General features: G+C 27.0%; 20 protein-coding genes and 4 pseudogenes. 3 read left to right on the forward strand and 21 right to left on the reverse strand.

Annotated elements, in window-relative coordinates:
• Positions 1–120 precede the first annotated feature (120 nt).
• From LQE93_RS00005 to LQE93_RS16860, 12 genes and pseudogenes are all read right to left on the reverse strand, one after another.
• A pseudogene (locus tag LQE93_RS00005) lies at positions 121–411 on the reverse strand (type I restriction-modification system subunit M N-terminal domain-containing protein); the annotation flags it as partial.
• 30 nt (positions 412–441) lie between these two features.
• Positions 442–642, reverse strand: a complete 201-nt coding sequence (locus LQE93_RS00010) for a helix-turn-helix domain-containing protein (protein ID WP_231071584.1) — start codon at positions 640–642, stop codon at positions 442–444.
• A gap of 336 nt (positions 643–978) precedes the next feature.
• A pseudogene (locus tag LQE93_RS00015) lies at positions 979–1,566 on the reverse strand (type I restriction-modification system subunit M N-terminal domain-containing protein); the annotation flags it as partial.
• A 12-nt stretch (positions 1,567–1,578) separates the two neighbouring features.
• Positions 1,579–2,163, reverse strand: a complete 585-nt coding sequence (locus LQE93_RS00020) for a helix-turn-helix domain-containing protein (protein ID WP_231071585.1) — start codon at positions 2,161–2,163, stop codon at positions 1,579–1,581.
• Positions 2,164–2,465: 302 nt separating this feature from the next.
• Positions 2,466–3,512: a PIN domain-containing protein gene (locus LQE93_RS00025; RefSeq protein WP_231071586.1), complete on the reverse strand. Its 1,047-nt coding sequence runs from the start codon at positions 3,510–3,512 to the stop codon at positions 2,466–2,468.
• Between the two features lie 316 nt (positions 3,513–3,828).
• Positions 3,829–4,245 carry a helix-turn-helix domain-containing protein gene (locus LQE93_RS00030; protein ID WP_172675753.1) on the reverse strand — a complete coding sequence of 139 codons (417 nt, stop codon included), beginning with the start codon at positions 4,243–4,245 and terminating at the stop codon, positions 3,829–3,831.
• A 2-nt stretch (positions 4,246–4,247) separates the two neighbouring features.
• A pseudogene (locus LQE93_RS00035) lies at positions 4,248–5,246 on the reverse strand (FAD-dependent oxidoreductase); the annotation flags it as partial.
• The gene (locus LQE93_RS00040; protein WP_055265760.1) at positions 5,243–6,235 is read right to left on the reverse strand and encodes a sulfide/dihydroorotate dehydrogenase-like FAD/NAD-binding protein; all 993 of its coding nucleotides are present in this window, start codon (positions 6,233–6,235) and stop codon (positions 5,243–5,245) included. The pseudogene LQE93_RS00035 and the gene LQE93_RS00040, both read right to left, overlap by 4 nt.
• Before the next feature lie 301 nt (positions 6,236–6,536).
• Positions 6,537–7,280: a hypothetical protein gene (locus tag LQE93_RS00045; protein WP_055265762.1), complete on the reverse strand. Its 744-nt coding sequence runs from the start codon at positions 7,278–7,280 to the stop codon at positions 6,537–6,539.
• 115 nt (positions 7,281–7,395) lie between these two features.
• Positions 7,396–8,730 (reverse strand): APC family permease, encoded by a 1,335-nt coding sequence (locus tag LQE93_RS00050; protein ID WP_055265764.1) that lies wholly within the window; start codon positions 8,728–8,730, stop codon positions 7,396–7,398.
• A 19-nt stretch (positions 8,731–8,749) separates the two neighbouring features.
• The gene (locus LQE93_RS00055) at positions 8,750–9,352 is read right to left on the reverse strand and encodes an NUDIX hydrolase (protein WP_055265766.1); all 603 of its coding nucleotides are present in this window, start codon (positions 9,350–9,352) and stop codon (positions 8,750–8,752) included.
• A gap of 432 nt (positions 9,353–9,784) precedes the next feature.
• Positions 9,785–10,696 (reverse strand): annotated as a pseudogene (locus LQE93_RS16860) (D-alanyl-D-alanine carboxypeptidase family protein); the annotation flags it as partial.
• 403 nt (positions 10,697–11,099) lie between these two features.
• On the opposite strand from LQE93_RS16860, the gene LQE93_RS16935 reads away from it, so the two are divergent.
• Together LQE93_RS16935 and ytfJ are read left to right on the forward strand one after the other, a co-directional pair.
• On the forward strand, positions 11,100–11,411 hold the full coding sequence (locus LQE93_RS16935) for a DUF2953 domain-containing protein (RefSeq protein ID WP_423230666.1): 312 nt from the start codon (positions 11,100–11,102) through the stop codon (positions 11,409–11,411).
• Between the two features lie 15 nt (positions 11,412–11,426).
• Entirely contained in the window at positions 11,427–11,852 is a 426-nt protein-coding gene (gene ytfJ, locus LQE93_RS00065) for a GerW family sporulation protein (protein ID WP_055265772.1), read from the forward strand.
• A 95-nt stretch (positions 11,853–11,947) separates the two neighbouring features.
• Here ytfJ and scpB read toward each other — a convergent pair whose 3' ends face one another.
• The 6 genes from scpB to LQE93_RS00095 all read right to left on the reverse strand — a co-directional run bounded on the left by scpB (position 11,948) and on the right by LQE93_RS00095 (position 16,579).
• Positions 11,948–12,565 carry an SMC-Scp complex subunit ScpB gene (gene scpB / locus LQE93_RS00070; protein ID WP_055265774.1) on the reverse strand — a complete coding sequence of 206 codons (618 nt, stop codon included), beginning with the start codon at positions 12,563–12,565 and terminating at the stop codon, positions 11,948–11,950.
• Complete coding sequence (locus tag LQE93_RS00075; RefSeq protein ID WP_055265776.1) at positions 12,558–13,322, reverse strand: segregation/condensation protein A; 765 nt, start codon at positions 13,320–13,322, stop codon at positions 12,558–12,560. The genes scpB and LQE93_RS00075 overlap by 8 nt, the downstream gene beginning before the upstream one ends.
• 68 nt (positions 13,323–13,390) lie before the next feature.
• The gene (locus LQE93_RS00080) at positions 13,391–14,050 is read right to left on the reverse strand and encodes a TIGR03943 family putative permease subunit (RefSeq protein WP_231071588.1); all 660 of its coding nucleotides are present in this window, start codon (positions 14,048–14,050) and stop codon (positions 13,391–13,393) included.
• A gap of 12 nt (positions 14,051–14,062) precedes the next feature.
• Positions 14,063–14,974, reverse strand: coding sequence for a permease (locus LQE93_RS00085; protein ID WP_055265780.1), 912 nt, complete (start codon positions 14,972–14,974; stop codon positions 14,063–14,065).
• Positions 14,975–14,996: 22 nt separating this feature from the next.
• Positions 14,997–15,620, reverse strand: coding sequence for a GTP-binding protein (locus LQE93_RS00090; RefSeq protein ID WP_055265782.1), 624 nt, complete (start codon positions 15,618–15,620; stop codon positions 14,997–14,999).
• A 14-nt stretch (positions 15,621–15,634) separates the two neighbouring features.
• A complete protein-coding gene (locus tag LQE93_RS00095; RefSeq protein WP_055265784.1) occupies positions 15,635–16,579 on the reverse strand; it encodes a CobW family GTP-binding protein in 945 nt (314 codons plus the stop codon).
• Positions 16,580–16,724: 145 nt separating this feature from the next.
• Between LQE93_RS00095 and LQE93_RS00100 the strand changes: the two genes are divergently transcribed.
• Positions 16,725–17,453, forward strand: a complete 729-nt coding sequence (locus LQE93_RS00100) for a YwaF family protein (RefSeq protein WP_055265786.1) — start codon at positions 16,725–16,727, stop codon at positions 17,451–17,453.
• Positions 17,454–17,497: 44 nt separating this feature from the next.
• Here the strand turns inward: LQE93_RS00100 and mgsA are convergent, their stop codons facing one another.
• The 3 genes from mgsA to LQE93_RS00115 all read right to left on the reverse strand — a co-directional run bounded on the left by mgsA (position 17,498) and on the right by LQE93_RS00115 (position 19,910).
• Positions 17,498–17,866, reverse strand: a complete 369-nt coding sequence (gene mgsA, locus LQE93_RS00105) for a methylglyoxal synthase (RefSeq protein WP_055265788.1) — start codon at positions 17,864–17,866, stop codon at positions 17,498–17,500.
• Between the two features lie 86 nt (positions 17,867–17,952).
• Positions 17,953–18,582 (reverse strand): hypothetical protein, encoded by a 630-nt coding sequence (locus tag LQE93_RS00110; protein WP_055265790.1) that lies wholly within the window; start codon positions 18,580–18,582, stop codon positions 17,953–17,955.
• A gap of 104 nt (positions 18,583–18,686) precedes the next feature.
• Entirely contained in the window at positions 18,687–19,910 is a 1,224-nt protein-coding gene (locus LQE93_RS00115; protein WP_055265792.1) for a D-alanyl-D-alanine carboxypeptidase family protein, read from the reverse strand.
• Positions 19,911–19,945: the final 35 nt, after the last annotated feature.

A 19,945-nucleotide genomic window follows, 5' to 3' on the forward strand; every position in this document is an offset into this window, starting at 1 on the left:
ATATCCTTATATTCTTGATCATATCTTCTGCCCTTTCCCATAATGGACACATCCTTTCTTAACTAAATATTATTTTACTTAGTTCGATTTAATGTGTCCACTACTTTATACTAACACCATTACATTACAAAACAATTCTGATGGACGAATAAAGAAACCTTTTTCCTTTACTAGATTTTCTCTTTCATATTCAGCTTCACTATCTTTTAATTTAGCATAATCAAAAGTAGTATCTCCTGCTTTTCTTTCTCCTTCATTTATGTAATTTGTTATATTTTCTGATATATATCTATAAAACATAATACCTAATATGTATTGCTTGAAGTCCCAGCCATCAACAGATCCTCTTAAATCATCTGCGATAGACCATATTGCTTTATGTAATTCTTCTCTTTCACGGTTACTTGCCATTTTTCATTACCTCCATTTTTTTACTCTGATTTACTCAATCGCACTTTTTCCACTTTTTACCCACTCATCAAGTTCAGATAATTTGAACTTCCACAGTTTCCCTATTTTATGAGCAGGTATTCCATTTTCTTTTTTTATCCAATTTCTAATAGTATCTTTATTTACTCCAAGATGATTAGCGGCTTCTTCAATGCCAACCCACTTCTCTTCGTTTTTATCAACAGCATCCATAATTTTCTCTCCTTTGGATTTATATCTTTACATTTTACATTATATCTTTTTATTAAAAAAATTACAATAATTTGATGTGATTTTATATGATTTTATATGAATACTTATGATAAAACATACAATAATTTTTTCATTAAGCTATCTAATTAACTGCAACATATAAAAATTTCACTATTAAATTATAAATCTATATTTTTTACTTTCTTTAAATTCGGGCATAAAAAAATAGTCTTCTCTAAATCACTTAAAATTTAGAAAAGGCTAATTTTCCCTTGAAATCAAAGGATTTCTTTCAAATTCAATATTTAATCTTTGTATCATATTTGGAGTTGTTTGGTCATATATTCTACCTTTATAAGGCTCTATCATTTCTACTAAAGTTTTAACTACAGATGTAGGAGTATAGAACTCTCCACCGCCTTTTCCTTCTGAACTTGCAAATTGTCCTAAGAAATATTCATATACTCTACCTAAAAGGTCTTTTTCACCATTTTTATGAAGTCTTATAGTTGAAATTAAATCTATAAGCTCCCCAAGTCTTCTTTTATCAAGTTCTGGTCTTGCATATCTCTTATCAAGAACACCTTTTAATGTAGGATTTTCTTTTTCTATAAGAATCATTGCATCATCAATTATTTGACCTATTTTAGGGTCCTTTGCATTATCTTTTAAATAACCCCATCTTGCTTCTTTTGGTACCCAGAAGATATTTTCTGCTTCGTATTCATCTCTATCTTCTTCAAAGCCATCTCCTTCTTCAACTAACTCTTCATATTTAGTTTCAAATTTATCTGAAATGTATTTCATGAATATAAGACCTAATACTACATACTTATATTCTGCTGAATCCATACTTCCCCTTAATTTATCTGCTGATTTCCATAACGTTTCCTCAAAACCAATGTTTGCTGTTGACATTTTCATTCCTCCAAATTTTTAATAATTGTAATCATCAAATACTTCAAATATTTGACTTTCAAATTCCATCTGATCTTCACCAGTAGTTATTTTATCTGGTAATATCCCTAAGTAATGAGCTAAAGCCTCTATAGTTTTATGAACTATAGCTTCATGCTGACCTTTTTCTAATATTTCTACCATAAGCTTGTATGTATCAATATAAGGATTAGGATCTACAATTTCTAAAGCCGATTTAAATTTATTCATAATCTTTACTTTTTCAATAGTTCTTTCAATTGTATTTATTTCTTCTTTATCATAAACAGATATTTGAACTATATCATTTATATCTTCAGCTATATATACTAATTCTTGCTTTTTTATAATTGGATTTAAATCTCTTTTTAGTTTTTCCTTTTGTATTTCCAGTTTGTCTACTTCATTTATATTTTTGTTAAAATAATCGCCATTTATTCCAAATAACTCTTTTAATACAGGTAAGTATTTTTTAGGAATCTTTTGTTTACCTTTAATCCACATATTAATATTTTGCTTTTTAATTCCTAATCTTTCAGCTAAATCAATGTGCTGCATATCATATAATGCTAAAATATACTCCAATCCTATAATTGATATCACCTCCATTTACTTATTTTGTATTTTATTGTCTTAGTCAATATACATATATTGTAATTGTTTTTTATAGCTGTAGTCAATACAAATACACGAAAATTAATTATACTTAGACCCCCTAACGCAAAAATTCCCCAAGACCGTAGTCTTAGGGAACATAAAACACACTTCAATATTCAATTAAAATCCGCTAAACCTTTGATATCAGGCTATTTCTTAATCAGCCTAACAACCGTCTCTGCGTGAGTAGTATTAGGTAACATATATATTCTTTGCATTTTTAATATTATCTATAGCTCTTCTAAATGCAAATTATAGTATTTCTCTAAACTTCTTCTGATTAATATAATATCACTCAATTTTGAAATTTCAATTTCTTCTTCTGTTCTATTTTCCATCCAAGAATATAACTTTGATTCACTCCTATCATTCCAGCTCTCTAAACACCTACATTTTTCTAAAATCCCCTTAATATTATCTATTACTTTCCCCCTATACTCTTTTAATTCCTTTTGAGTAAAATTTAATTTTATAAATACATTTTCTTTTAACTCATTAATACTTGCATCTTCATATATATTTTCATCATCTATATTATCAAAAAGTGATAATTCATCAATAATATTATTGTCTTTTATTTCAACATTTCCCTTATATATATATTCAAATCCATAATTAATATATTTCATTAAATTTTCTAAAGTTTGTGAGCATTTTGTATTAGGAAGCTTTTCTTTAAAATTTGGATGTAATTCATAAAACCCATTTTCACCTTTCTTAGCTGCTGAAAAATCTTTTATATCATTGGAACATATTATCAATTCATCTTCTTCATTCTTTCCCAAGAATTCAAAATAACTAATTAAAGATTCAATATTATACGAATCCTGACTGCTATTACTATTAGCTCTAACTAATTTTCCTGCAATAATTCTTTTTTCCCCTTTGCACATTATCTCTGGCGTAAATTCTATATATTCAACACTACTTGATGTAAGATACCTTCTTACATCCTCATAGTTATTATCCCACATTTGCAATTTATAACTTTTTTCTTCTTCTATTAAGTTCGATATTTTTTCTGATATATACCTAACTTCAGACCATAGCGCCTTAGATACTTCTTTTATATTCTTATTTAGGCAATTAAATTCCTCCTTTATTTTATCTTTAGCTACTCTGTCTTGCTTTTCTAATTCCAATATAACTATCTCTGGTACGAGCAGTTTTACAATCCCTTCCTCTATCATTACTTTCAATTCTTCAAATAATTTATTATCATCATTATTCGTTATTAATCTAATAAATATGTTAGTATCAATAAAAATATTTACCATTAATATCACCTCTTATTAATATTCTATCATATGTGGAATGTAGCTTGGCTCTTTTAATTAACCCCTTTATGCATAAAAATGCATACCCCCTAGCAAGAATATCACTAAGAGGTGTGCACAAATACTCAAAAAGCCTAAAAACGGCTAAAATATCTATTATAACTCTTTAAATTTTTATCCTTAAAACGAAAAATACAATGGCCAAGCCTTGATATATCAAGGTTTTACCATTGTATCCTTACTTGCGTTCTTATTTGGTGGAGGCGATGGGTACTGAATATACATGAAAAAATCCGATATCATTCTTTGTATTACACTATGTAATGCATTTAATTTTTTCAAATACTCTTCTCTTAACCTGATACTTACCACTCCCCCATCTCTCCAAAGTTGATCTATGTACTCCTAATATATTACACAAATATTCCTTACCAAATTTATCAATTAGATTTTGTATTACTTCTTGCTGATTAAGTATAAACTTACAATAATCATCTAATAAAATTTCATTATCTAATACTGTCATTAACTTTCTTAATGTATCCAATTTAATATTATGATTAGGGTTCCTTTCAATCTCATTAATGGTGCTTCTATCCAATCCACTAATTTTAGCTAACTGCATCTGGCTTAAACCCTTTATTTTTCTAGCTATTTTAATTCTTTCCAACAGTTCTTCATTAACTATTCTATATTCTTCTATATCTGTAATATCTTTCGCAGTTTTGAACATCATGCATCTGTATGACCAACAAATAATCCAGATTTTTCTCCTGCGCAGAATAAATTATCTACCCCTACTACCTTCATATCATTAGTTCTTGGAGCTACTGAAAGGTATCTTATTGAGTTTCCTTTACTTCCTGCATAAGGATCAACATACTTAGCATACTCTAGTCCCTTAATCTTTCTAAGCTTTTCTAATGGATAATAAGTTGTCATAAGCTTAGCATGACCTGTATCTAGTAATACAATATTTTCTGCAAATTCTTTTAAAGCATATTGTTGGCATACCTTTTTGTTTAACTTATCGTAGTTTACATCCTCCTCTGGAACCTTTAGTACTACAACACCCTTTTGATCTAATTCATTTCTTACATCTTCTGATAAACTTTCTTTTGCAAGTTTACAAGATCCTGAAAATGCTCCTAAAGAATCATCTGCTCTTTCCCCTTGTATATCTTGAACACCGCATCTTGCACTTATACTTAGTCTTGGTCCAAAAGCTGGACACCTTAATATGCACATTGAGCATCCATTACCATATCTTAAGCAATTACCCATTGGTCCTGTAGAACCTGTAGTTTCAATAAATACATCTCCACTTACATAAGTATCATCACTTAATAATATTCCATTTATCTTATTTTTTTCAATATCTACATCCTTTACTCTCTTTTCGAGATGTAGTTTTATTCCCATACCTAAAAGGTATTCTCTTACTTTTCCTTCAATTATATTTACATCATATAATGTTGCATGTTTATGACCTGGAAAATCTATATTTCTGTGTTTTGCCCATTTATCTGTAAGCTTTATTAAATCTCCTGCTCCTAATGCAATAAGTTCTTCTGATGCAGTATATCTACCATTATTACGCATTATACCGCCCACATTCCCAAGTCCTAAAAGCAAATCTGTTTTTTCGTATATATGGACTTCTGCTCCTGCTTTTTTTGCTGTAATTGCAGCTGCGCAACCAGCCCATCCTCCACCTACTATAATTACCTTCATATAAATCTCCTTCCCCCAAAGATACTACGCGGATCTGTTTGAACTTTGCAAAGCCGCTTTACTCTATGACCGCTAAATCTGGCGGTACAACTACCACATATTCCTTCTCCACAACACATCTTCATATTATTACAACATGATAAATCTATATCTTTTCTTTCTAATTCATCTAAATAATCTATTACTTTATAAGTTAATATATCTGCACCAGCTATATGGATTAAAGATACATTATTATATTTTATAAGTGATTTAATAGCTACTTTACCTTCTGGTGATAATTGTCCCTTTTCAATTAAATTCATCTCTTGTGGAATTAGTCCTAACTTATCTAGCCATTCTGTAACATATATATCTTCAAATGGTTGCTTATCAACAATTAAAGTAACTTTATTGTCATTTTGAACTAATTTTTTTAATACAGGTATCATTGGTGCCATACCTATTCCTCTTGCTAATACCAAAACATGATTATCTTTTTGTTTTTCTATGTTCTTTATCCCAAATACTCCGTTCCAATAAGGACCTCTTATTACTATATTTCCTTCCTTTTTTAAATCTAATATTTTCTTTGTTTTAATACCTCTTACTTCAATCATCACAGTGATTACATTATTATCTATATCAGATTCTAATATTGATATCGGAACATCGTAATAAATATTTTCATCACTTCTTATAAATATGAAACTACCTGGTTTAGCCAAATCTATTGCTAATTTATGAGGTGCTTCAAATTTAATTATTAATAATGAATCTTCATATAAAATTCTATCTACTACCTTACAAGTATAGACTTTTCTTTCTTCTTTAGGTTTATTGCCATTATCATGAAACTCTTGGTATATGCAAACCCCTTTCCAGTTTAAGCAATCACAAAAGTTGCTTCCATGAAGCTGTGAACATAAAATACATTCTCCAGATGCTGCTAAATGACAAGGACAATACTCAGTACCAGCATCAATGCAATCTATAGCTTCCTTAAACATGCTAGCTCCTTAATTAATTTATATACACTATATAGATTATTTTCAAAATAATAAAATGTTACAACGTGTAATTTATTATAAAATTTTATTATAAAAAATATTATTTTTATAACTTAAATAATTAAAACTCTGATAAATGCTTACTTGATATAATTTAATAAAGTATAATTTTTGATATTAAGATATTAATTTCAATAAATACTTTATCAGAAATTAATGATAAAGTTTGCTAAAACAAAAAAAACAGGAATTCATTATAATAATGAATTCCAATATTACTTGATACTACTAAAAGTAATATTTATTTAACCATTTTTATATACATCTTAAAATTACTTAAAGAAATATTGTGATCTTCTAACATTTCTATAATAATATCTCTAGAATCATTTTGCTTTGATTTCTTACCAATCACCTTTTTGTCAGTATTTATATTATTAAAGTTAAGATTCTTATCACATTTGAATTTCTTATTAAGAATATCTGCTGTCTTAACTATAGTATCATCCCAACCATCCACACACTCTTCATAGTTTTCTAGTTTTAATTTACATGGTTCATAGCCCGTAAAATCTTCATAAATAAATTTTTCTATATAATCATCTAATTTTATCTCATCTGCATCTAAAGCATTCTCTTCATCATAAGTAACTTTTTCTTTTTCTACATTTTCAACCTTTTCTATTGCTATATTTTTTCCATTGTGATTTTTTAGATTTTTATCCATCCAATTGATATATTCATTTATATCTTTATTAATCTCATATAGTTTTTGTGATGTTTCTCGATATTTTCCACTTAGCTTATAATCTCTGCTTACTTTTATAACTTCAGTAGACCTATCTTCAATTATATCAATTGATTTATCCAGAGTATTTATTAAGTTATCTAATGCATCTTTAATATCTTCTCCTAATTGTGGAAATTCATTTATTACGAATTTTATAACTTCTAAATCTAGTATGTTTTCCTTCTTTTCTGTTGCTTCTGGAGTTAAATTTTCATTTTCCTCTATGTTGCTTGTAACCTTTCCAAACAATTTCATACTAATTCCTCCAAAATTATAATTTATTTCTCTTTACTAACTTATTATTCTAAAACTTGTTTTATTACAAAAGAATTTAGGAGAGATTAAATTTAATCTCTCCTAAATTCTTTTGTTATGCTAATTCTAATTCTCCAGCTCTCTTCTTCCAAAAAGCTACTGAAGATAAAATAACCATACCACATACTAATGCATATACAAAGAATAATTCATTACCTAAACTACCTGTAAGTATTATTAAAGATCCAATAATAGCTAATATAGGATTTATAGTTCCTCTCCATAATCCTTTAACTTCTCCCTCACGTCCAAGTTTAAACACTTTTACATATAAAAGAATATACATGACATAACTTACAGTAATTGATATTTCTGAAATATCTGAATTAGATAATAATCCAAATTTTGTAGTTAAGTAATGTACTATTGTCCAAAAAATACATAAAGCAAATGCTACCATTGCTGAGTTTAGTGGCATATTTATTTTTTGATCTAATTTAGAAATATTCTTAGAATTTGGGAACATTTCTCTAATTGCTAAAGAGTATGGTAATCTTATTAATCCTAAGATTAATCCATTAACTGTTCCAATAATTGATATTATTACAAATATTAAGATTATCTTTGCCCCAAAAGGTCCTAAAATCTTATTTGCAATTAAGTCAACATGTCCATCTCCTAAGCTCATTACTGCATCAGGTCCTAAATATGTAGATACACCAACAAAGTATATAATATATACTAGTAGGATAAATATTGGTGCAATAATTAATGCTTTTGGTAAATTTCTTTTAGAATCTTTAATTTCATGTCCAATTGATGTTGCTACTATCCATCCATCAAAAGAGAATGCTATAGGAGCAATTGCCGTTATCCATCCAGCTGATTGCATTGTTGTGACATCTGAAAATGATACCTTAGATACATCACCAAATATTAATCCAATTATAGCTATAAATATTAAAGGTATTAGTTTGATTATCGTTGATGCATTTTGAAAATATCCACCTAATTTTGCTGAAAGTGTATTTGTAATAAATAAAACTATTGTAATAGCTAGTCCAATAAATATTTGTACATTTAATGTACTTTCAAATCCAAACAACATACAAATATATATACCTGCAACCCATGATACTACAGCAATTAATGTTGGAAAATATAAAAATGTTTGGAACCATCCAAATGCACATGCAACTGATTTATTATAAGATTCTTCTGCATAAGCTATAACTCCTCCAGCTTGTGAAGTTCTTGACGCTAGTTCAGAAATAGTTAAACTTCCAAATATAATTGCTATAGCTGCTAAGCCGAAAACTAAAACTCCTAAACTAATGCTTCCACCAGTTGCAACTAAAATGTTGTCGCTCTTAAAGAATATTCCAGATCCTATCACTACGCCAACTATCATAGCAATAGCTGTAAATAAACCATATTCATTTTTCTTCATAAGTAATCTCCTCTATTCTTTAGATATCTGTATTTATATTAATAAATGATTGTAAAACCATAAGACATTTAATGTCTATTTTACTATCACTTTCTAATATAGCTTTAGCTTCTTCTTTTGATATTAATAATGGCTCAAGATCTTCATCCTCTTCTAACCCATCTTTTGAAATATCACCTTCACAAGTACAATAAACTAGATTTACTGACTCATCAGTCATTCCAGGTGATAAATAAACTTTATCTCTTCCTATACCTGGTATAATTTCAACAAGATCTAAACCTGTTTCTTCTTTTAATTCTCTTTTTAATGAATTTAAAGCATCTTCTCCCTGATCAACTAGTCCTGCAGGAAGCTCATATATATAATCATTAATTGGAACTCTAAATTGTTTAACTAAAACTAACTTTTTTTCACTCTTATGAAAAGCTACTATAACTACTGCATCAACTTTATCTTCTTTTCCTTGAAGTAATGTTTCATTTAAAACTTCAGTTCCTTTTCTTGAAGCAATAGTCCAATTTTTTTCTCTACCATTCTTATTTTCATATTTTGCATTATATAAACTTAAAAATTTTGTTCTAGCTAAAACTTCAACATCTTTAATTTTAGTCTTCTTCATAACCTAACTCCTTTTATTTAACAACACTCCTATTTATTACTTAACATTGTATACTAATAAAACCAATATTTGAATATATTTTTTTCATTTTTTATTACTTTTTTTTAGATATCGTTTTCTTATTTTAAATTTCAAATTATTACTTCAATAGAAAAGAAGATACTAACTTTCACTAGTATCTTCTTTATCAGAATGACTCATAGATAAAACCGTATCGTATTTATCTTTTGAAATATTCTTATTGCATCTAATTTCTTGTCTTAAAACTTCATTTCCCTCATCTTTTAATGAAATTTTACCTATAATATCACCTTTTAATACATTCATTATAGGTTTAAAAACTTCAACTTCTAAGTTTGCCTTTTCTTTACTACCATACTGAAAATCCGCTTCTTCAACGATAGATCCTAAATTAGAAATAGCATTAGACTTAATTATCTCACTATTACTTTCTTTCTTAAAATCATAGTTTGTACAAACATAATTAAATATTTTTTCTGTAACATTCCATCTATCGCTGCAGTTTAATACTACAATAATTATGTTTCTTCCTTCATGCTTAACTGAAGATACTAAGCATTTTCCAGCACCGCCTGTATATCCTGTTTTAACTCCATTAGCATCAGGTATCTTCCACAATATTTTATTTATATTTTGATACTCTCTTGTAAAGTTATATTTATCTTGTGTAATTAATTTTTCTCCACAAATCTCTTTAAAAGTATCATTTTCCATAGCTTTTGCAGTTAATATAGCTAAATCATAAGCTGATGAATAATGTTTTTGGCTATCTAATCCATGAGGAGTTTCAAAATGTGATGTAGTTAACCCTAAGCTTGTAGCATAATGATTCATAATCTTAGAAAAGTTTTCAATACTTCCTCCTAAACCTTCTGCAATAGTAATAGCTGCATCATTTCCTGATTTAAGCATTAATCCATATAAAAGCTCTCTTAGCTTAATAGTTTCTCCTGCTTTATATCCAACCTTTGACCCTCTAATACTTGCAGCATTTTTAGTTACAGTAAGTTCTCTATCTAAATCACCTTCATTTAAAGCTACTAAAGCTGTAAGAATTTTGGTCGTGCTTGCCATAGGAACTACTTCATAACAATTTTGTTCATATAAAATTTGTCTTGTTGTTCCATCTATAGCTATAGCGTTTCTTGCATTTACTCTTAATTTATCTAAAACTAAGCTATTATCTACATCATTTATTTCTCTATCTTCTGTTATTATTATTTCATCTTCCATTTCTTCACTATCTTCTTCAAAGAGAACACTAGCACTGCAAATAGAATAACTTTGCATAATTAATAGAATTGAACATATTACCTTTATAATAGTTTTCCTATTCATTCTATTCACCTCCATTTGTCTATCTGATATCTATTTTTTTCAAAAATCTTATTTTTACTCCCAATACAATATAAATTTTATTGTTTATTTTTCATATTTTTGGATATAATCATAAAAGAGTTTAGGAGAGATTTTTATGATTTTTTTTATATTATTATTATTCTTTATTTTTATAATTTTATTACCAATCCCAATAAAGGTTAGTGCCCATTATAGCAATGATAATTATTATTTAAAACTATATGGAATTAATCTTTATTCTAATAATGATGGTATCATACGTAAATTACTAAATCGTAAATCTAATTCTTCTAAAAAAAATAATAAAAATCAAAAAGTAAATAATGCTAAAACTAAAAATAAAGAAAGTAATAAAAAATCATTTTCAATGAAAAAAGTTTATTATAGGCTAAAAATTAATAAGTTTAAGCCTTCAATAAAATTTTCCCTTTTAGGAAATTATAGTTTTAGTGACGCTGCATTAACTGCTATGTCATATGGATTTTTTAGCAATTTAAACTTTATATTCCTTAAAGTTTTTTCTGATTTTTTTAAAGTAAAAAAATTTAACTATTCCTTAAATCCAAACTTCAAAAATAAATTTAATATTAATTTGACTTTAAATTGTATAATTACTTTTAATTTTGCACAAATTATCTATATATTGTTTTTGATACGAAAAAAGGAGGTGTCCCTATAGTTTTAGGGCAAAGCTATGGAAAATAAACACGAACTTGAGAATCTTATGAGAAGTACTATGGAAAATTTAAGAGATATGATAGACGTAAATACCGTAATTGGTGATACTATAGAAACCGCTGACGGGAATTATATAGTTCCAATATCAAAAGTTTCTTTTGGTTTTGCTTCTGGTGGAAGTGAATTTGGAACTTTAGCTAAAAGAGATGATTTTGATAAATATCCTTTTGGTGGAGGTTCTGGTGCAGGCGTAAGTGTTAAACCAGTAGCCTTTTTAGTTATAAGAGGCGATAGCGTTAAGTTGTTACCTATGGATTATGATACAACAGTAGATAGAATTGTAGATTCAATTCCTGATTTTTTAGAATCAGTTAAGAGTTTATTTAAGTCTAATAACGAACCACTAAATAACTCAAATAATAATAACCTTAACGACCTTTAATATGTAATTATAAATATCTTATAAATATATTAATTTCCTTTATTAATTAATTTTTATCTACATTTAAAAATAAAAGATAGGATTCCTCCTATCTTTTATTTATCTATATCTTTAAAAACTTGATCCATTAATTCTATTGATTCCTCTGTATCCTTATCTTCATAAAGATCTAATGATGGAAGTTCTTTAAGATTTTTTAATCCAAATTGTCTTAAAAATTCATCAGTAGTTCCATAAAGAATTGGTCTACCTGGAACTTCTAGTCTTCCTACTTCCCTTATTAAGCTTCTTTCAACTAATCTTTGAAGAGCAGATTCTGATTTTACTCCTCTAATTTCATCTATATCAATTCTTGTAATTGGCTGCTTATAAGCAATTATTGCTAAACTTTCTATTGAGGCTTGTGATAATGAATGTTTTCTATTCTTTTTTAATAACTTTTGAATATAATCAGAATTTTCTTCTTTAGTAACTAACTGATATCCACCATTTATCTCAATTAATCTAAGTCCTCTATCTTCCTTTTTATATTCTTCCATCATTTCATTTATTATTTCTAGTATAAGCTTATTATCTATTTCTAAGTTTGCCATTAATTCTTTAGCCGGTAATGGCTCTCCACTTACAAATAACATGGCCTCTATTGCAGACTTCATTTTAGGCTTAATAGATACTTCTTCAAACTCAAACTGTTTTTCATCCACCCTATTCATTCTCCCTTCTTCTTTTCATTAGTATATTTCCAAAGTTATCTTCTTGATAAACTTTTATTACTCTTATTTTAATAAGTTCAAGTACTGCTAAGAATGTAACTACTGTTTCCATTTTACATTCACTTTCCATCATAATAGATGAAAACTCAACAACTTCATCATTTTCAAACTTTTTAATTAGAGTATTCATTTTATCTTCTATTTTATATTTATCTACGTATATTCTTTTTTGAACTACATTTGCAACATTCTGTTTTTCTCTATAATTCTCAAGTATTCTATTGTAAATATTATATAAATCTAACAAAGTAATATTTTTAAAAATATCTTCAAAGCTTTCAACCACTTTTTCTTCTGGTTTTTCTACTTCTTCTATTACTTCCGGCTTTTTACTATAAACCTCTCCAGCACTTGTATATCTCTCTTTAAAGAATTCAGATACACCTTTAAATTTCTTATATTCTATAAGTTTTTCCATTAAGCGTTTTTCGATATCTTCTTCGTTTTCTTCCTCTTCTTCCTTTACTTTAGGAAGTAACTTCTTTGATTTAATTTCAATTAACGTTGCAGCTATTACTACAAACTCAGATGTAATCTCTAAATCCATCTCTTTCATTTCATTAAGAGATTCTAAATATTGATTGGTTATTTTATATATTTCTACATTATATATATCCATCTTATTTTTCTTAATTAAATGTAATAACAAATCAAAGGGTCCTTCGAAATCTGCTACTTTTATCTTTAGCAATTCCATATATAACTCACCTCATTACAGTTAAATGCTATAACTATAATATCAATTTTAATAAAAAAGAACAAGCGTTATAGCTTTTCATGAAAATATATTTCAATTGGTTCATCTATCTTTTCGTATTCTATACATTCTAAGTATGTTTCATCAATATATTCTACTTTACCAATTACTTTAACCCATGTACCTTTATTAATATTATTAATTCCCTTAACTTTAATTTGTATTAGTGATTTATCTGATTGGCAACAACTTACTACTTCTCTTCCTAAAATTATTTCATTATCATTATTCGTTTCATATACAAACCCTGTTAGCTCAATAATAGAATTATTATACTCATCCATATTATATAAAATTTCATAGTTATCATTAGTTACTTTTATCATACCTTCATATATATTTTCATCGAGCATACTTACATTATTTTCCACAGCTTTCAAACTCTTGTAATTAGGCATAACATATAAAAATACTGCACATAAAACAATTACTGAAAGTATAGGATAAAATTTATTAGTAATATAATTCCTATTTCTCACTGTAAATATTTTTCTACTTTGAGCCAAAGCATACAACATTAAAATTATTATAGACATATTGAAATATATCATCATTTTACTACTTATAAAGTATGTTATCTTTCCTGATACCTTTAAATATATCATTAATATAATAAGTGTTAACTGAATTATAAACCAAATAAACTCATCCATATTAAATTTTTTCATATTCTTCCTCCTTTACAGTATTGATATAAGTAAAGCAAGAGCTGTAACTAATATTGTTATAATTAAAATTAATCTAGAAGCAAACCTATTCTTAAATACCCCAAAAGCCAAAAACGCATTCTTTAAATCCATCATAGGTCCCATTATCAAAAACCCTACTATTGCTCCGACTCCAAAGTTGTTTAAAAATCCTTTAACTACAAAAGCATCAGCTTCAGAACATAATGACAATATAAAAGATAAGCCTATCATAAATAAAACACCAACTAAATTATTAGTATTTATTCTTGCTATTACTTCATTATTCATCAAAGCTACAAATATGCTTGATATAAATGCACCTATTATGAAATACACACTAATATTTAAAAATTCATTTGATCCATGATTTATTAGATTTAATATTTTCTCACTTTTGGTTGTTGCAAATTTATTACTTACACAACAATCACATCTAATTGTCATTATATTTTCTTTTAAAATAACTTCTTTCTTTTTACCATTATATAAATACCCCATAATTAAACCTACTAACAAAGCTATTAATGCACCACCTAATGTCCTTAATAATACTATTGATATATTATTCGGAAATGCATAGTATGTAGACATTATAACAATTGGGTTAACTATTGGCACAGCAAGCATAAAGCTAATTCCAATACCTACTGGTAACCCCTTTTTTATTAAGCTTCTAGTAATTGGTACTATAGCACATTCACATATTGGAAACAATATCCCTGAAAGAACAGCTCCTAAATAACCTAATATACTCACTCTAGGAATAAACTTTCTTATTAATTCTTCTGTTAAAAATACTTGAATAATTGCAGAAACTAAGGAGCCTATTATTATAAATGGTAGCGATTCTACCACTATACCTAAAAAGCTCCATATAAAACTCTCTAAAATACTTGTATCCACCATACCACACCTTTTCTAAAATTTAATTTCTCTCTCCCCTTATGTTCATATATAATCTTTTAATTCTTTTTTTACTAAATAAGTTACTTTTCATTATTGTATTTCCTATATCTTCATTATTTTCACATTTTAAAATATGTCCGTTTAAATTAATCTTCTTTATTAATGATATAATTTCATTAATCTTGTCCTCTTTTTTGTCAAAACAATTATTTATAAGTATTAAATTACTACTTTCTAAAGCAGGTATAATAAAATCTCCCATATTTAAAATATAAGATTCTATTACATTTGCATCAGCTATAAAATAAATATCATTTATCTTATATTTTTTTCTTGTATTATGGATACTTAAAGTATATTGTAATTCTTCAAAAGATTCTGTTCCATTATACTCTATTATGATTCTTGTACAATTAGATTCTTCTATAGTATTATTTATAAAAGAATCTAATTTACAAATCTCATCATCATACATAAAAGTTTTAACATTAATAAAATCTTTTCTTATCTTTGTTTCACCATCTTCTAATTGTATAACTACCACTTTTTCATCATTTGTAATAGTTTCGGCAATAATATTATTTATAAATACACTTTTTCCACTTCCTAAAAAACCTGTGACAATATCTAGTTTTACTTTCATAATTTCACCTATTATTACTGAAAAAATCTTTTTATTTCATCTTTATTTAAATCTACACCGATAAAAGATATAATCCCATCACCTTCATAATTTACAGCTTCAATGGAGAATTCATCTAAAGAAAAATCAAATTGCTTCATTGTTTCATCATTAAGTTTTACTATACCTTTAGCTCTTATAATTTCCCCAAAGCTATGTGTATTAGCTACAAAATTAAATTTACTAATAAGCTCTTTTTCAGAAATTGCTCTATTTAAGCTCATAGCAAATGTTTGGAATGTATCATCTGCAGAATCAATATGAGCTGATACTCCTTTATTATTTTTAACATAGGCTCTTCTAAAAATCTTATTATCACCTTTCCTATGCTCTCCTATTGGAATAAGTTCTTGTGCATTTACTTTACTCCACTCTTTATCTACTACTATAGCTTTTGAATTCAAAGTTTTAATATCAGCTACTATCTTATCCAATTTATCTTTATCTATAAATTGTACCCTACTAATAACTATTACATCAGCAGCTTTAATTTGATCTACGAAGAACTTTCTAAAATTATTTAAGTATATATAAAATCTTTCTCCATCTACAACTGTAATTAATTTATCTATATCTACAACTTCACTAAGTTCTTTTTCTTCAAATACTCTTTTTAATTCACTAAGTTTAGCGACACCAGTAGGCTCAATTATAAGCCTATCAACTTCATAATTATTAATAATATTAGATATAGCTTTTTTAAAATTTCCACTTACTTGACAACAAATACATCCTGAATTAATCTCTGTAATTACAGTGTTTGTTTCTCTTAAAATAGCACCATCGATACTTACTTCTCCAAATTCATTTTCAACTATAGCTATCTTTTCTCTATAATACTTATCATTAATTAACTTTTTAATAAGTCTTGTTTTTCCTGCGCCTAAAAAACCTGAAAATACATCTACTTTAACTTTCATTTTTACTCACATCCTCTAATTACTATCCTTAAACCATTTTATGTTTTTGATATTATAAATATGTTTAAAGTAACTTTTTTTATCATATTATCCCTGTATCTTTATATACTTTAATATAATAATTATTATATTAAGGATGGTGTTTATGAGTAAGTTTTTTAGCTTAAGTAACATAGAGGTAAATTATCAAATAACTTTCTTTGAAAAGTTCACCCCTATCGTTATTCTTATATTTATAATAATTGCACTTTATTTAATGAGGAATAAACTCAGAAATAATAAATTATTAGATAAAAAACTTAGATACTCTTTTGCTATAATATCTTCAATTTTTCTAACACTTTACTATATATTAGAATGGTCTAGTAATGGAGTAACTGTATATAATCTCCCTCTTCATATTTGCTTTATTAGTAATATCCTTTGTATAATATTATGTTTTACTAAAAATAAAAATCTGTTTAATTTTGTTGTCTTTACCGGTGTATTAGGTGGAATAAGTAGCCTTTTAGCACCTGAATTAGATCTTTCATTTAAATATTTTAGATACTACCAATTTATGATTTGTCATCTATCTATCATTTTAATTCCAATCTATTTTATTTTTATTTACAAATATACCGTAACTATAAAAGATACTTTTAAAGTTATATTTCTAACTGAAATTCTAGGAATTTGTCTTGGTATATTTAACGAAATATACGGTTCGAATTATATGTTTGTAAGCTTTACTTCAAATTATGCTGCTAAAGATTCTGTTTTATCTTACATAGGAGAAGGATATTTTTACTTTATAAATCTACAATTCCTATTCCTAATTACAATGTTATTATGGTACTTAATATTAAAATTTAGCTATAAATATTTAAAATAAAAAAAGCCAGCAAAGCTGACTTTTTTTATTATGTATTTATTTAACTACTTTATAGTTGTTGCCTCTAGTAAAAGCTCTGCAGTTCCAATATTTGTTGCTAGTGGTATCTTATAAACATCACATAATCTTAATAATGCACTAATATCTGGTTCATGAGGTTGTGCAGTAAGTGGGTCTCTTAAAAAAATTACCATATCAACTTCATGTTCAGATACTAAAGCCCCTATTTGTTGATCTCCTCCTAATGGTCCACTCTTAAATCTTTTAACTTGTAAAGATGTATTCTCCATAATTCTTAATCCTGTTGTTCCTGTAGCAACTAAATCCATATTTTTTAATATGTCTTCATTTTTCTTAGTAAATTCTATCATTTCTTCTTTCTTCTTATCATGGGCTATTAACGCTACCTTCATATACTCTCCTCCAAAAATTTTTAATTTTTTATTGTAAATTATAAGTTATTCATCTTGCCTATTGCTTAAAACAATACTTATAATTTCTATATAATATTAACTAATAACTTGTCTTTATCTTGAACTATAGTAATAGTAAACTTTGATAAAGATAAAAAGTTAATATTATCCCCTGAAATATATCCAGTCATATTTAAAATAACTGAATCTTTTATTCCATCAACTTGTCCATCATAACTAACTTTAGAAAGCCTAAAATAAATTGGATCTTCATTATTTAAATACATCTGCTCTCTTAAAAATTGTAATGATTCTTTTAATCTATCTTTTTCATCATTATTAGCTTCTTTATATCCTACATCATATTTATCATCAAGAGTTATTAAATAATTATAAACGCTTTGATCTCCAGATAAATATTTCTCAATAAAATCATTAGCATAGTCTACTTCCATATACTTACCGGTTTCATATATATTATTAGTTAAGTTATTAAATACTTCCTCACCTTTTTCGTATAATGTAATATCTTGATTTTTCTCATAAACATTATCTAAACAATTAAATACAGTATAATTTTCTTCAATTATTTCTTCATCTTTCTCTACTTCTTCTGTATACATTCCATTGTTATCTATACTTTCTTTATTTTTATTACTACAACCTATAGTTAGCATAGTAATTATAATCAAAGCTAAAATACTTATTCTTTTCATAATATCCACTCCTATAGCTTGATTATATCATATAATGCATATTTGTATAAACAAATCAAGCACATAATATACAAAATTTAGTATATTATGTGCTCAAATTTTTATTAGATACCTTTTTTAAATAGATTTTTCATATTATATTTGAAGTTATCTAGGAAATTAGCTTTTTCTACATCTCTATCTGCATAAAGTAATCCTTCACCAACTTTGTTTTCTCCCATATAAACTTCACATTTTCCTACAACTTCTCCCATAGTATATGAGTCTTTTAACTCATCTAATACCACTTTAGTTGTTGGTTCACCATCAGTTCCTTTAGGTACTACAATAACTAAATCATCTTGAGATTTTGCTATAAAGAATCTGTCGGTATTCTTGCCTAAATAAATCTTTTCTACATCAGCATCTTTATCAAAAATCTTTTTGCCTTCAAATTTTGAGAAACCATAATTTAGAAGCATGCTAGCATCTCTATTACGCACCTTGTATGTTGGCGCACCCATAATTATACTTAACATTCTTACACCATCATGAACTGCTGTTGCAGAAATACAATATTTTGCTTCATCAGTAAATCCTGTTTTTAGACCATCACATCCATTAAAGAAACGAACTAACTTATTATGATTTACTAATTCTATTGGAGTTTTACGACCTTCTGATATTGTTTCCATGTATGTTCCAGTATACTTTAAAATACCTTTATGTTTTAAAAGTTCCATTGACATTGTTGCAATATCACGTGCGGTTGAAAGATGTCCTTCTACAGGTAATCCATTGCAATTTTTAAAAGTTGTATTAGTCATTCCCAGCTCTTGTGCTCTTTTATTCATCATTTCAACAAAAGCTTCTTCTGTACCACCTAAAAACTCCGCCATAGCAACTGCAGCATCATTTCCTGAAGCAATAGCAATTCCTTTTAATATTTCTTCTACTGTTCTTACTTCTCCTGTATCTAGTAGCATTGTGCTACCACCCATTTTTTTAGCATTTTCACTACAAGTTATTTTGTCTTGTAAAGATATTTTACCACTATCTACAGCTTCCATAGCTAAAAGCATTGTCATTATTTTTGTAACTGACGCTGGAGCAAACTTTTCATCTATATTTTTTTCATACAAAATAGTGCCACTTATTGGCTCCATTAAAAGTGCACTTCTCGCTTCAACTACTATATTACCCTCTTCATACACTGAATTAGTAGTAATTTCATCGTAGAATTCTTCCTCTAAGTTTTCTCCATTTAAGCTTGCGCTAACTGTAATATTGCTTAAAGATAATAAACATAAAAGTACAAAAGAAATAATTTTAATAAAATTTTTGTTCATCTATGTTCCTCCTTTCAAGCTTATTATTACCAAAA

It is taken from the genome of Clostridium sp. NSJ-145, from assembly GCF_021044725.1.
GTDB classification, from domain to species: Bacteria; Bacillota; Clostridia; order Clostridiales; family Clostridiaceae; genus Clostridium; species Clostridium disporicum_B.

Coding starts and splice junctions, on each gene's coding strand:
- LQE93_RS00010 (WP_231071584.1), bottom strand. CDS start 642: ATGGATGCTGTTGATAAAAACGAAGAGAAGTGGGTTGGCATTGAAGAA.
- LQE93_RS00025 (WP_231071586.1), bottom strand. CDS start 3,512: ATGGTAAATATTTTTATTGATACTAACATATTTATTAGATTAATAACG.
- LQE93_RS00030 (WP_172675753.1), bottom strand. CDS start 4,245: ATGTTCAAAACTGCGAAAGATATTACAGATATAGAAGAATATAGAATA.
- LQE93_RS00040 (WP_055265760.1), bottom strand. CDS start 6,235: ATGTTTAAGGAAGCTATAGATTGCATTGATGCTGGTACTGAGTATTGT.
- LQE93_RS00045 (WP_055265762.1), bottom strand. CDS start 7,280: ATGAAATTGTTTGGAAAGGTTACAAGCAACATAGAGGAAAATGAAAAT.
- LQE93_RS00050 (WP_055265764.1), bottom strand. CDS start 8,730: ATGAAGAAAAATGAATATGGTTTATTTACAGCTATTGCTATGATAGTT.
- LQE93_RS00055 (WP_055265766.1), bottom strand. CDS start 9,352: ATGAAGAAGACTAAAATTAAAGATGTTGAAGTTTTAGCTAGAACAAAA.
- LQE93_RS16935 (WP_423230666.1), top strand. CDS start 11,100: ATGAAAAAAGTTTATTATAGGCTAAAAATTAATAAGTTTAAGCCTTCA.
- ytfJ (WP_055265772.1), top strand. CDS start 11,427: ATGGAAAATAAACACGAACTTGAGAATCTTATGAGAAGTACTATGGAA.
- scpB (WP_055265774.1), bottom strand. CDS start 12,565: ATGAATAGGGTGGATGAAAAACAGTTTGAGTTTGAAGAAGTATCTATT.
- LQE93_RS00075 (WP_055265776.1), bottom strand. CDS start 13,322: ATGGAATTGCTAAAGATAAAAGTAGCAGATTTCGAAGGACCCTTTGAT.
- LQE93_RS00080 (WP_231071588.1), bottom strand. CDS start 14,050: ATGAAAAAATTTAATATGGATGAGTTTATTTGGTTTATAATTCAGTTA.
- LQE93_RS00090 (WP_055265782.1), bottom strand. CDS start 15,620: ATGAAAGTAAAACTAGATATTGTCACAGGTTTTTTAGGAAGTGGAAAA.
- LQE93_RS00095 (WP_055265784.1), bottom strand. CDS start 16,579: ATGAAAGTTAAAGTAGATGTATTTTCAGGTTTTTTAGGCGCAGGAAAA.
- LQE93_RS00100 (WP_055265786.1), top strand. CDS start 16,725: ATGAGTAAGTTTTTTAGCTTAAGTAACATAGAGGTAAATTATCAAATA.
- mgsA (WP_055265788.1), bottom strand. CDS start 17,866: ATGAAGGTAGCGTTAATAGCCCATGATAAGAAGAAAGAAGAAATGATA.
- LQE93_RS00110 (WP_055265790.1), bottom strand. CDS start 18,582: ATGAAAAGAATAAGTATTTTAGCTTTGATTATAATTACTATGCTAACT.
- LQE93_RS00115 (WP_055265792.1), bottom strand. CDS start 19,910: ATGAACAAAAATTTTATTAAAATTATTTCTTTTGTACTTTTATGTTTA.